The organism is Hathewaya limosa (assembly GCF_030815255.1).
Lineage (GTDB): Bacteria > Bacillota > Clostridia > Clostridiales > Clostridiaceae > Hathewaya > Hathewaya limosa.
In genome coordinates this window covers 1-12,906 of record NZ_JAUSWN010000021.1, presented here as the reverse complement: position 1 = coordinate 12,906, position 12,906 = coordinate 1, and the positions used below count along the sequence as shown (strand labels likewise).

Genomic DNA, 12,906 nt, shown 5'->3' with positions numbered 1-12,906 from the left:
CAGGAGGAAATATGGGGTTATTTGGTAGAGATTATAGGGTTTTAACACAAGAAGAAAGAAAACAATGGAATGAGGTTCTAGAGCGAGAAAAATATAATGAAGATGGTAGTAGATTAGCAATAGGAAAACGAAATTTGTTTAGAGAATATCCGAAAGCAGCAAGATATTATGATAAATTATTTCCTAATAATTATTTAGATATAGTTGATTTACAAGATAATGAGAAATTACAATATTTAAATGAAGGTTTTAAAACTTTACTAGATTCAAAATGTAATGAACAAGAAATATTGAAATATATAAAAGATAATCAAGCATATTACATTATAGGTTCTATATTTTTACAATATAATTTTGGACATCATGAAGCATATATTTTTCCAGAATTTCAGTTAAGTACAAATTACAGGGTAGATTACTTATTAGTAGGAAGAAGTTCTGGTGGTTATGAGTTTATATTTATTGAATTGGAGCATCCTTATGGGAGTGTAACTAAACAAGATGGCAATTTAGGAGAAGTGTTTAGAAAAGGAATTGAACAAACTAAGGATTGGAAAAGATGGCTTGATAGAAATTATCAATCACTTAGAGAAAATTTTGATAATAACATTAAAGAACATGATCGATTACCAAGTGAGTTTATAGGATATGATCCAACAAGAATACATTATGTTGTAATTGCAGGAAGAAGAAAAAATTTTAAGGAAAATACTTACTGCATAAAGAGAGAACATCAAAAAGATCAAAATATATTACTTTTACATTATGATAATCTTTTAGATTTCTCTAAAAATATTATTGGAAAATTATCATATTAAGTATGGGAGAATATATATGTTTGAATTGGTTTGGAAAAATATAATTTTTAATGAAGGACAAATATTTGTAACTAAAAGTAATATTAAATTTAAATATAAAGTTAAGGGAAATGTTATTATTCCTGATAGAACAAACTATCCATTAAATAAAAATGATTTTAAGAAGGTATATAATTTATTACCGTTAGATGGACCAGGAAAGATAAACAATATAGTTAGAGGACCATCATATATTTGGGCTATATTAAATGATAATAGAATTATAGAATAATATAAACCACACAATTAATCTTGTGTGGTTTGTTCATTAAGGTTAGAATCCAAGGTATTTAGTGCATTTTTAAGCATATTTTTATTTCTGTGTTGATAAGTATTTGTAGTGAATACGGGAGTATAGTCTTCTAATAGATCACTAACTGTTTTTTCATCAATGCCTAATAGAAGGTTTTTTTAAACCATCTGTAATAGTAGAAACTAGAAATGAATATCAATTATATTGGAAAATATATAATAATATATATAAAGAAAAATAGAATAAGATACAGAATAAGTTAGTTTCTTATTTTAATACAGATATTAAAGCGAAGAATCCAGCTAAATTATTAAGAGTTCCATTTACTTACTGGATGAAAGATAAGAATAATCCTTATAAAGTTACAATTAAAGAAAGTAATACAAAGCCATTTAGCTTCAATAATAAAAACTATACAAAGTAAAGTCTCAGTAAGAATGGCATTGTTAGCGTTCTTGAAGCTATGTGAAAAGGTTAATGATGATTGTCCCAGAAGAGTTTTATATAAGATCTAAAGTTGAAGCATTAAAAAAGAATGTTAAGGATACAATTCAGTTTTATAGAATTCCTTCTTTTACAATAGAAGCTTTACAACAAAGCGATGCTATACCAAAAATATGGTTTGAAAATAATTGTACTATGAAAGGAATGTCTAGGGAAATGATTTATAGAACATTTTGAGAAGAGATAGCTGATGAAGTATATTCCAAAAGAAAGGGAATATTTTCTACTGAGAAATCCTATGAATTTCAGGATAGGCTAGAGAAGCTAATAATCAAATAAAAAAGGATATAATATAGAATCTGAGATATTAGCTAAAATGAATGGGTGGAAAACTATAAATGAAATAAATGCGAAAAGAGTTTTATGAGATAGCTTAAATAAATCATAAATTTCGTTGAAAACATACGCCAAGACGAATAGAATATAACTAAGTATATAATTTTAGGAGGAGGTAGAGTATGCTTAATTATATGACAGTAGAAGATGAATCAGAAGCTTGGTGTATTTCTAAAAGAAGAGTACAAGTATTATGTGTAAGTGGAAGAATAGATGGTGTAATAAAGCAAGTGGGGGATGGCTATTCCTAAGAGCACAACTAAACCTGAATCGCTAAGGCCAAGGAAAAAAGTGTAGTTGATATAGTTAATATAAGGAAGAAAGGATATAGTTAACATGAAGACTTTAGATAATAAATTAAGCAAAATAGGAGATGAATTAAAGCTTAATATTGAAAAAGGAAGTAAGATATCAATAATTTCTTCGTACTTTTCTATATATGCATTTAAAGAGCTAAAGAAGGAATTGAATAAAATAGATGAATTAAGATTTATTTTTACAGAACCAATATTTAAAGAAGACAGTATTAATGAAAAAAGAAACTACTCATTAGAGCAAATTAGTAGTGAAAAGTTATTTTCGGGGAATAAATATGAATTGAAATTAAGGAATGAACTTACACAAGCTAGTATAGCAAAAGAATGTGCGGAATGGATTAAAGAAAAGGTTAAGTTTAAATCATCTAAATTTCAAGGGATGGTTGGTAGTAAGTTTATACATATAAAAAATATTAGAAAAGATGATTTGTTGATTAATAATACAAATGATTTTTCAGCCAGTGGTTTGGGATATACAAAATCGGATCAAATGATATTTGCAAATTCTATAAATGATAAACCCATGACGGAGCAAATGTTACAAATGTTTGATATGTTTTGGTCAAATGAAGATATGCTAGAAGATGTTAAAAGTAAAGTTCTTGACAGTGTAGAGAAAATATATAAAGAAAATACACCAGAGTATTTATATTTTGTGACTTTATATAATATATTTAGGGATTATTTAGATGAGTTGACAGAAGATAATATAGTTAAATCTAAAACTGGTTTTAAGGATACTTTAATTTGGAATAAACTTTATAAATTTCAAAAAGATGGAGTATTAGGGGCGATAGATAAGATAGAAAAATATAATGGTTGTATTATTGCAGATAGCGTAGGACTTGGTAAAACTTTTTCAGCTTTAGCAGTTATTAAGTATTATGAATTAAGAAATGACAGAGTATTAGTGCTTTGTCCTAAAAAACTTAGGGACAACTGGCTTGTATATACTCAAAATGATAAAAGGAATATTCTTGTAGATGATAGATTTAATTATGATGTATTAAACCATACTGATTTAAACAGGTATAATGGAATGTCTGGAGATATTGATTTATCAACTATTAATTGGAGTAATTATGATTTAATTGTAATTGATGAATCTCATAACTTTAGAAATAATTCAGCAAGAAATAATACTGAAACTAGGTATTCTAGATTAATGCAAGAAGTTATAAAAAAGGGAGTAAAGACAAAAGTATTAATGCTTTCAGCTACTCCGGTTAATAACAGAATGAATGATATTAAAAATCAAATAGCATTTATGACAGAAGGAAGAGATGATGCTTTTACAGATGAAGGGATAAAGAGTATTGAACTTACATTAAGAAAAGCTCAAATGATTTTTAATAAATGGAGTAATTCAGAGGAAGAGGAAAGAACATTAGATAATTTCTTGGAGCAAATGAATGCAGATTACTTTAAGTTACTTGATACAGTAACAATTGCTCGTTCAAGAAAGCATATTGAAAAATATTATAACATAAAAGAAATAGGAAAGTTCCCAGAGAGAATGTTACCTTTAAATATAAAGTCAGACATAGATTTAGCAGGTGAATTTCCTAAATTAGAAGAAATCAATAAGGAAATAATGAGATTAAAATTAGCTGCATATTCACCATTATCATATGTTCTTCCACATAAAAAAAATCAATATAGTAAAAAGTATGACATTGTTGTTAAAGGTGGAGTTTCAGTATTTAAACAAACTGATAGAGAAAATAGTATAATTCACTTAATGAGAGCTAGTATATTGAAGAGAATGGAGAGTTCCATTCATTCTTTTGGACTAACTATAGCTAAGGTATTAAAACAAGTAAATTCATTAATAGATAGGATTGAAAATTACAATGGTAATTATGATCCAACAGTCAATATTAATGATGTAAATATTGAAGATAACGATTTACATAACTTATTAATAGGTAATAAAGTTAAAGTTCTTATACAAGATGTAGATAAGATTAAATGGAAACAGGATTTAGAATATGATAGAGAGAGACTACAACACCTTCTTTTTGAAGCAGCAAAAGTTACAAAAAGGAAAGATGATGCTAAGCTTAATGATTTGAAGAAGGTATTGGAAAATAAATTTAATAATCCTATTAATCAAGGAAATAAGAAAGTTATAATATTTACAGCTTTTGCAGATACTGCAGAATATTTGTATGAACAAATAATGCCATGGGCTCGGGAACTGTATGGACTTTATTCTGCAATTGTTGTAGGCGCAGGTGCTAATAAAACAAATTTAAAAGGAATAAAAACAGATTTAAATGGTATATTGACTAACTTTTCGCCTAGATCAAAGGAAAGAGATAAAGTAAATCCATGTATAGCAGATCAATTAGATATTCTTATAGCTACAGATTGTATATCAGAAGGGCAGAACTTACAGGATTGTGATTTCTTAATTAACTATGATATACATTGGAATCCTGTTAGAATAATTCAAAGGTTTGGTAGAATAGATAGAATAGGATCTATTAATAAAAAAATACGCTTAGTAAATTTTTGGCCTAATATGGAACTTGATGAGTATATTAATCTAGAAGCTAGAGTTAGTGGTAGAATGGTACTTTTAGATATATCAGCCACAGGAGAAGAAAACATTATTAGTTATGACGAAAAGAAAAAGATGAATGATCTTGAGTATAGAAAGAAACAGTTAAAGAAATTACAAGAAGAGGTAGTAGATCTAGAAGATATATCGGGTGGAATTTCTATAACTGATTTAACTATGAATGATTTTAAAATGGATTTAATGGATTATTTAGATAATAATAAACAAGAATTAGAAAAAGCTCCAAAAGGAATGTATTCTATAGTGAATGTACCAGAGTCTTTAAAGGGGCAAGTAAAACCTGGAGTAATTTTCTGTCTAAAACAGATTAATGCTAAGGAAAAAGTTAAAGATTTTAATAATTCACTTCATCCTAATTATCTTGTTTATGTAAAAGATGATGGTGATGTTATGTACAACCATATGCATAATAAAAAGATATTAGATTTTTATAAGAAGTTATGTAGTGGTAAGGATAGTGTGTTAGAGGAGTTAGTAACTGTATTTAATAAAGAAACTAATAATGGGACTGAAATGAATAAGTACACTATGCTTTTAGAAAATGGGTTAAGTGATATTATAGGTAAAAAGGAAGAACAAGGGATAATGAGTCTTTTTAGTTCTGGAGGAACTAATTTTATTGGTATAACGTTAAAAGCATTAGAAGACTTTGAATTAGTATCATTTTTAATTATAAAATAGGGGGAACAGGAATTGGAGAATATAAATGAGTTTTTAGGATTACCTAAAAGCTGTTTGATAAGTACAAGGATGCCCAAAAAGGTTTTTACAGATAATACTGAATTTGAATTAAAGAAAGAAGAAAAAGATATATTAAAAGAAGAGATAGAAAGTATTTATTTTGAATATAGTTTAAAGCCACAACTATTAAACATACCAATATATGAAGATGATAATGTTAGGTATGAAGAGATAGAAATATTTAAAGTCAAAATAAATAATGAAAATAAATATAGTAAAGTGTGTGAGCTTATACAAAAATATGTTCAATATCCTATGCTTATTATAGTAGAGAATAATAACTCTATAAGAATTAATGTGACAACAAAGAAAATTAATAAGGTTGATAATAGCAAGTTAGTAATTGATGAAATGATATATACAGATTGGATTAATAAAGATGAATTAAAAGAGAAGGAAATAGCATTTCTTAAAAGCTTATCTATTAATAATTTTAATACTAATAATTTATTTACTGTGTACGAAGGCTATTTAAATTCTATAAGGAGCTTTTTAGCTGCAAAATATAGGGATGAATTTGAAATTAAATCTATTAGTGAAGTTTCAAATGATATTGAGATATTAGACAAAATAATTAATTTAGAAAATCAAGTTATAAATTTAAGAAATAATATAAAAAAAGAAACTAATATGGGTGCAAAAGTAGAGTTGAATGTTAAGATAAAGAAGATTGAAAAAGAAATAGAAAGTTTAAAATATACTTTAAAGTAAGGAGACATAATTATGGAGAGAATGAACGGAGAAACTTTAAATATAGTTGCAGATAATATACAAAAATTAAAAGAAATATTTCCACAGGTATTTAATGAAGATAAAGTAGACTTTGAAAAGCTAGAAGCAGTTCTTGGAGAGTATAAAGATAATGGAATAGAAAGATATAATTTTTTATGGCCAGGAAAATCTAAAGCTATAAGAATAGCACAAACGCCTTCTACAGGAACATTAAGACCATGCAGAGAAGAAAGTAAAGATTGGGATACAACACAAAATCTTTATATAGAAGGAGATAATTTAGAGGTACTTAAGCTTTTACAGAAATCTTATTATGGAAAAGTAAAAATGATTTATATTGACCCACCATATAATACTGGTAATGATTTTGTTTATAAAGATGATTTTAAGGATAATATTGAAAATTACCTTGAATTAACAGGTCAAAAAGATTCAGAAGGTAATAAGACAACAACAAATACTGAAGCAAATGGAAGATATCATTCTAATTGGTTAAATATGATGTATCCTAGATTAAAACTAGCTAGAAATCTACTTTCAGAAGATGGGGTAATATTTATTAGTATAGGTCAGGATGAATTAGATAATCAAGTTAAATTATGCAATGAAATTTGGGGAGAAAGCAATTGTTTGGGAATTATTTCAAGGCAAATGAAGGCTGGAGGAGGAAGTCAAGGTAAGTATTTTTCACATAATATAGATTATGTTATAGTTTATGCAAAACGGTATGATACAGCTAGATATTTTAGAGGTGAAATTAGTGAGGATTTAAGTAAGAAAGTATACAATCAATTAGAACAAAGCGGAGAAAGAAAAGGTGAATATTATCGTGCAATGGGATTATACCAATCTTCATTAGGAATTAGACCAGGATTAAGATATTGGATAGAATGCCCAGATGGGACATTAGTTATTCCGCCAGGAGAAACTTTACCATCAAAGCATTTAGAAGGTGAAAAAATTATTCCTAATACAGCAGATGGAGTTTGGAGATGGAGTTATGAAAAATATATTGAAGAAAAAAATAAGGGGAATATTGAATTTAAAAAGACAACAAATGGTGTATTACTTGATAATACTGGAAAACCATCAGAGTGGAATGTATACACAAAAATATGGCTTAAAGATAGACAAGATGAAGGGCAAATACCATCAGATATAATTACAAAATATGAGAATAGACATAGTTCTAAAGAGTTAACTTCAATTAATATTCCATTTGATTTTGCAAAGCCAAGTGAATTAATAAAATATTTAATTTATATAATGCAACAGGAAAAAGATATTATCATTCTTGATTTCTTCTCAGGTTCAGCAAGTACATCTCAAGCTGTTATGAAGATTAATTCAGAGGATAACGGAACACGAAAATTTATTATGGTTCAAATACCAGAAAAAACAGATGAAAAATCAGAAGCTTACAAATCAGGATATAAAAACATATGTGAAATAGGAAAAGAGCGCATACGTAGAGCTGGAGAAAAAATAAAAGAAGAAAATAAAGATAAAGAAGAAATAGAAAATTTAGATATAGGTTTTAAAGTATTCAAACTAGATTCTTCTAACATAAATAAATGGGATTCAAGTTATGAGCAAGATTTAGAACATAACTTATTATCTAGTATAGAGAATATAAAGAAAGATAGAACAGAGGAAGATGTATTATATGAAATCCTTCTAAAATATGGTATAGATTTAAATATGCCTATTGAAGAACATTTAATAAGTAGCAAGAAGGTATTTTCTATAGGGCTTGGAGCTATATTTGCATGTTTAAATGATGAAATAACTTTAGATGTTGTTGAAGGTATAGGAAAGTTAAAAGAAGAACTAAAGCCTGAAACTTGTAGGGTAGTGTTTATGGATAATGGGTTTGAAACTGATTCAGTAAAAACTAATACAGTTCAAATATTAAAAAGATATAACATTGATGATGTTAAGTGCATATAGGAGGGCTGCCTTATGAAAATAAAATTTAGTAAAGATTTACAATATCAAAAGGAAGCCATTAATTCTATAGTAGATGTATTTAAAGGACAAAACTTAGCTCAAGATAATTTTACTGTATCTTTAAAAAAAAATCAGGTTGGATTGTTTGAAAATGAGTTAGGAATAGGAAATAGATTAGATATTCCTAAGGAAGAGATTCTAAAAAACATAAATAAGATTCAAGTTAACAATGCGATACCTTTAACTAATTTTGTTAAAGAAAAAACTTTAAATTTATCAGTAGAAATGGAAACAGGTACAGGTAAAACTTATGTTTATTTAAGAACTATATTTGAATTGAATAAAAAGTATGGATTTACTAAATTTATAATAGTTGTGCCTTCGCTTGCAATTAAAGAAGGTGTACATAAATCATTACAAATTACTGAAGATCATTTTAAGAGATTATATGAGAATAGTATATATAATTATTTTATTTATGATTCTCAAAAGTTAGATCAGGTAAGAAGTTTTGCTACAAGTTCTAATATAGAAATAATGGTTATTAACATAGATGCTTTTAGGAAGAGTTTCGTTGATCCTCAGAAGGAATCTAAAGCTAATATAATTCATAGAGCAAATGATAAGTTAAGTGGACATAAGCCAATAGAGTTTATTCAACAGACTAATCCTATAGTAATTATAGATGAGCCACAGAGTGTAGACAGCACTCCTAAGTCTAAGGAGGCAATATCATCACTTAATCCTTTAGCAATACTAAGATATTCTGCTACCCATAAAGAAAAACTAAATTTAGTTTATAGATTAGATTCAGTTGATGCTTATGAAAAAGAACTTGTAAAGCAAATAGAAGTTATTTCAGTAATGCCTAAGAATAGTAATAATAATCCATATGTAAAGTTAGTCAATGCAAGTAGTACTAAATCTGGAATTACCGCTAAAGTTGAGATAGATGTTTTAGATAAAGGCAAAGTAAAAAGAGTTTCTAAAACAATAAAAAAGGGTACTGATTTAGCACAATTAACAGGAAGAGAATTATATGAAGGATTTATTATTGATGAAATAAATTGCGAAAAAGGTAAAGAGTACATTACCTTTACAAGCAATGAGATATTAATTGAAAAAGGTGAAACTTATGGTGATATAGATCATGATGAAATTAAAAAAGTACAAATAAGAAAAACTATAGAGGAACATTTGAATAAGGAATTAAAGCTTACTAAAGAAGGTATAAAAGTGTTAAGTTTATTCTTTATAGACAGAGTATCTAATTATAGAGACTATGATGCCGAGGGCAATCCTGTAAAAGGTAAATATGCTGTTATTTTTGAAGAAGAATATAGAAAGCTTATACGAAATCCTAAGTATAGCACTTTATTTAAGGATATAGATGTTGATACTATAGCTGAAGAAGTTCATGATGGATATTTCGCTACTGATAAGAAGAAGGATGGTAAGGGTAACAATATTTATAAAGAAACAAAAGGCAATACTCAAGCAGATGAAGATGCTTATTCTTTAATAATGAAAGATAAAGAAAAACTATTAAGTTTTGATACTAAACTAAGATTTATATTCTCACATTCAGCTTTAAGAGAAGGTTGGGATAATCCTAATGTATTTCAAATTTGTACATTAAATGAAACAAAGTCTGAAATTAAGAAAAGACAAGAAATAGGAAGAGGATTAAGACTTGCAGTTAATCAAAAGGGTGATAGAGTATATGGGCATGATATAAACACTTTAACAGTTATGGTAAATGAGTCTTATGAAGATTTTGTAACTAATCTACAAAAGGAAATGGAAGATGAAGAAGGAATTAAATTTGGAATAATAGATAAGTTTATATTCTCAAATATAGCTTATGAGATAGCAGATGGAGTAAAAGCACAAGTTGGAGTAAAAGATTCAGAAAAAGTATGGAATTACTTAAAAGAAGAAAAATTAATAGATTTAAAAGGAAATATTCAAGAGAAGTTAAAGAGAGAATTAAAGAATAACACATTAAAATTGCCAGAAGAGTTTAGTAAGTTTGAGCAAATGGTAGTAAAGAAGCTTACAAGGTTTGCAGGTGATTTATCAAATGTTAAAGATGGAAGTAAAAAGCAAGAAATTCATTTAAATAAAGAAGTATTTTTAGGATCTGATTTTACTGATTTATGGAATCGAATAAAGTATAAAACAACATATTCAGTTGATTTTAATAGTGAAAAACTCGTGGAAGAATGTGTTAAGTCAATACAAGAAGAGTTAAAAGTAGGAAGCAGTAAAATTGAAGTTATAAAGGCTCAAACAAAGATAGCTGAAGAGGGTATATCGGCCAAAGAAAAAAATAGAAATTTAGTAGCTATAAGAGAAAAAGTAGATTTACCAGATGTACTTACTTATTTGCAGAATGAAACTAACTTAACTAGAAAGACAATAGCTAATATTTTAGTTAAAAGTGGTCATTTAGAAAGTTTTAAAATGAATCCTAGCAAGTTTATGCAGGAAGTAGCTATTATAATCAAAAGAACCTTAAGTACTTTTATTGTGGATGGGATTAAGTATGAAAAAATAGGTAATGAAGAGTATGCAGTACAAGAAGTGTTTAAGAATGAGGAACTTTATGGATATTTAACAGAAGATATAATACCTAGCCAAAGATCTATTTATAATTATATAAAATATGATTCTAATGTAGAAAAGAGCTTTGCAGAGAAGTTAGAAGAAAATGAAAGTGTAAAAGTATATGCGAAATTACCAAGTAATTTCAAGATTGATACTCCTATAGGTAAGTATAATCCAGACTGGGCGATACTTATAGAAAAAGATGGAGAGGAAAAACTCTACTTTGTAGTTGAAACAAAAGGAACAGATCAAATTGTACTATTAAAAGATGCAGAAAAAGCAAAGATAAGATGTGCAAAAAAGCACTTCAAAGCATTAGATACAGATATTACAGCAGTACAGGCAAGTTCTTTTGAAGGATTTGTTGAGGACAATGTTTATAAAGGGTAAAGGAGAGGAACATTAATGGCAGATATTAAATATGAAATAGAGAAAGAATTAGGATCTATATCTGAATCACCTAAGGGATGGAAGAAAGAACTTAATTTGATAAGTTGGAATGGCAAAGAAGCTAAGTATGACTTGAGAGATTGGGCTCCTAACCATGAAAAAATGGGAAAAGGAATAACGTTAAGTATAGATGAGTTGAAGTCGCTCAAAGAACTATTAAATAGTATTGAACTTTAAAAATAGTTGCAAATAGATACGGGGACATTATTAAAATTACCAGACAGAAATATGTTTGAATAAAGGCAACTGATAAAAAAATATACTTTCATCAGTTGCCTTTATAATTTTGTGAAGTATTTAATTATTATATAAATGCAACACTAGTATTGTAAAAACACCTTTTTATTCTATACTTAAATTACCTTTTACAGTATTCATACCATTATCAGAATAAACACCTATTCTTTTTATAGAATATATACCTTGTTTTTTGTTTCCAAACCTTCCACCAGTAGCAAAACCTAGAGTGTATCCAGCATCTTTTGCTGCTATAATAGTATCTTTATTATATTTACCACAAGGATAAGCTATACAATTAACCTTTTTATTTAAAAGTTTTTCTAACATTATTTTAGAATCACGTAAATTTTTTAGTTGCATTTCATAAGGATACATTTGTAATTCTTCATGGTTTGTAGTATGACTTTGAATATCTATACCATTTCTATCTAATTCTTTAAGCTGTTCAGAAGTCATATAATCCTTATTTTTATCAATATTATCTGTAACAACAAATATAGTAGCATTTATACCATATTTTTTTAATATAGGGTATGCAGTGGTATAATTATCAGCATAACCATCATCAAGAGTTATAACTACTGATTTTCTCGGTATAGGTTTATTATTCTGTAAAAAATCATATAATTGAGTAAGAGTAAGGGTAGTATAACCTTGATCCTTAATATATTTCATTTGTTCTTCAAATTTTTCTTTTGGCATTCTTAAACCGTTATTTTTTTCATAAGCAATAGAATGATACATAAAAATGCAAACACCTTCGTTGTTATATTTTAAAGGTGCATTTTTAGGAAAAATTTCCTTTAACTTATGTACGGGAGTAGTATTTTTCTTTATAATAGTAGGTTTATTTGGTTTACTTTGTTTTTCCATAATCTTATTAGGTTCTTTAGAAACCTCTTTCTTAAGCACCTGTTTTGTACCGTTCTCATTATTATCAATTTCTTTATTAGATTTTTTATTGCAACCACTTATATTCAATAAAAATACACACAAAAGTATAATAAAAAATCCTTTTACAAATTTCATATATTTATCACCTCATATTTGCTTAGTTACTATTTTTAAATAAGTTCATGAATTATTTAAATATTATACCCACTTATAATATTTTTAGTAAAAATTTTCAATATGATCTACTAATTTCCCGTTTTCATATACAAATTTTGCAGAAAAAAAGTTTCTTTTTTCTAAAATCCATTTTAAAAATATTAGATCTCCCTCCCAGGTAGGCATAAAATGTATCCTATGAAGTAGACAATTTAAAAAAGTCTATTTCATAGGATTTTTTATGTATAATAGAATAAAAGAAATTTTTAAACGTGAGGT

At 27.2% G+C, this 12,906-nt stretch carries 10 protein-coding genes; 9 read left to right on the top strand and 1 reads right to left on the bottom strand.

The window, feature by feature from the left end; genetic code table 11:
* Positions 1-11: 11 nt before the first annotated feature.
* The 9 genes from QOZ93_RS11225 to QOZ93_RS11185 all read left to right on the top strand — a co-directional run bounded on the left by QOZ93_RS11225 (position 12) and on the right by QOZ93_RS11185 (position 11,514).
* Complete coding sequence (locus tag QOZ93_RS11225) at positions 12-818, top strand: Shedu anti-phage system protein SduA domain-containing protein (RefSeq protein ID WP_307356529.1); 807 nt, start codon at positions 12-14, stop codon at positions 816-818.
* A 16-nt stretch (positions 819-834) separates the two neighbouring features.
* Positions 835-1,089 (top strand): hypothetical protein, encoded by a 255-nt coding sequence (locus tag QOZ93_RS11220; RefSeq protein WP_307356528.1) that lies wholly within the window; start codon positions 835-837, stop codon positions 1,087-1,089.
* Between the two features lie 486 nt (positions 1,090-1,575).
* Positions 1,576-1,791: a hypothetical protein gene (locus tag QOZ93_RS11215; RefSeq protein WP_307356527.1), complete on the top strand. Its 216-nt coding sequence runs from the start codon at positions 1,576-1,578 to the stop codon at positions 1,789-1,791.
* Positions 1,792-2,072: 281 nt separating this feature from the next.
* Positions 2,073-2,201, top strand: a complete 129-nt coding sequence (locus tag QOZ93_RS11210; RefSeq protein ID WP_307356525.1) for a hypothetical protein — start codon at positions 2,073-2,075, stop codon at positions 2,199-2,201.
* Between the two features lie 85 nt (positions 2,202-2,286).
* The gene (locus QOZ93_RS11205; RefSeq protein ID WP_307356523.1) at positions 2,287-5,535 is read left to right on the top strand and encodes a helicase-related protein; all 3,249 of its coding nucleotides are present in this window, start codon (positions 2,287-2,289) and stop codon (positions 5,533-5,535) included.
* A gap of 12 nt (positions 5,536-5,547) precedes the next feature.
* Positions 5,548-6,306 (top strand): DUF4391 domain-containing protein, encoded by a 759-nt coding sequence (locus QOZ93_RS11200; protein ID WP_307356522.1) that lies wholly within the window; start codon positions 5,548-5,550, stop codon positions 6,304-6,306.
* A 12-nt stretch (positions 6,307-6,318) separates the two neighbouring features.
* On the top strand, positions 6,319-8,277 hold the full coding sequence (locus QOZ93_RS11195) for a site-specific DNA-methyltransferase (protein WP_307356520.1): 1,959 nt from the start codon (positions 6,319-6,321) through the stop codon (positions 8,275-8,277).
* Positions 8,278-8,289: 12 nt separating this feature from the next.
* Positions 8,290-11,277 carry a type III restriction-modification system endonuclease gene (locus QOZ93_RS11190; protein ID WP_307356518.1) on the top strand — a complete coding sequence of 996 codons (2,988 nt, stop codon included), beginning with the start codon at positions 8,290-8,292 and terminating at the stop codon, positions 11,275-11,277.
* Positions 11,278-11,292: 15 nt separating this feature from the next.
* Positions 11,293-11,514, top strand: a complete 222-nt coding sequence (locus QOZ93_RS11185; protein ID WP_307356517.1) for a YdbC family protein — start codon at positions 11,293-11,295, stop codon at positions 11,512-11,514.
* 165 nt (positions 11,515-11,679) lie between these two features.
* On the opposite strand, the gene QOZ93_RS11180 is transcribed toward QOZ93_RS11185, so the two are convergent.
* Positions 11,680-12,606, bottom strand: a complete 927-nt coding sequence (locus tag QOZ93_RS11180; protein WP_307356516.1) for a polysaccharide deacetylase family protein — start codon at positions 12,604-12,606, stop codon at positions 11,680-11,682.
* Between the last annotated feature and the right edge of the window lie 300 nt (positions 12,607-12,906).

Coding starts and splice junctions, on each gene's coding strand:
- QOZ93_RS11220 (WP_307356528.1), top strand. CDS start 835: ATGTTTGAATTGGTTTGGAAAAATATAATTTTTAATGAAGGACAAATA.
- QOZ93_RS11185 (WP_307356517.1), top strand. CDS start 11,293: ATGGCAGATATTAAATATGAAATAGAGAAAGAATTAGGATCTATATCT.
- QOZ93_RS11205 (WP_307356523.1), top strand. CDS start 2,287: ATGAAGACTTTAGATAATAAATTAAGCAAAATAGGAGATGAATTAAAG.
- QOZ93_RS11190 (WP_307356518.1), top strand. CDS start 8,290: ATGAAAATAAAATTTAGTAAAGATTTACAATATCAAAAGGAAGCCATT.
- QOZ93_RS11195 (WP_307356520.1), top strand. CDS start 6,319: ATGGAGAGAATGAACGGAGAAACTTTAAATATAGTTGCAGATAATATA.
- QOZ93_RS11180 (WP_307356516.1), bottom strand. CDS start 12,606: ATGAAATTTGTAAAAGGATTTTTTATTATACTTTTGTGTGTATTTTTA.
- QOZ93_RS11210 (WP_307356525.1), top strand. CDS start 2,073: ATGCTTAATTATATGACAGTAGAAGATGAATCAGAAGCTTGGTGTATT.
- QOZ93_RS11225 (WP_307356529.1), top strand. CDS start 12: ATGGGGTTATTTGGTAGAGATTATAGGGTTTTAACACAAGAAGAAAGA.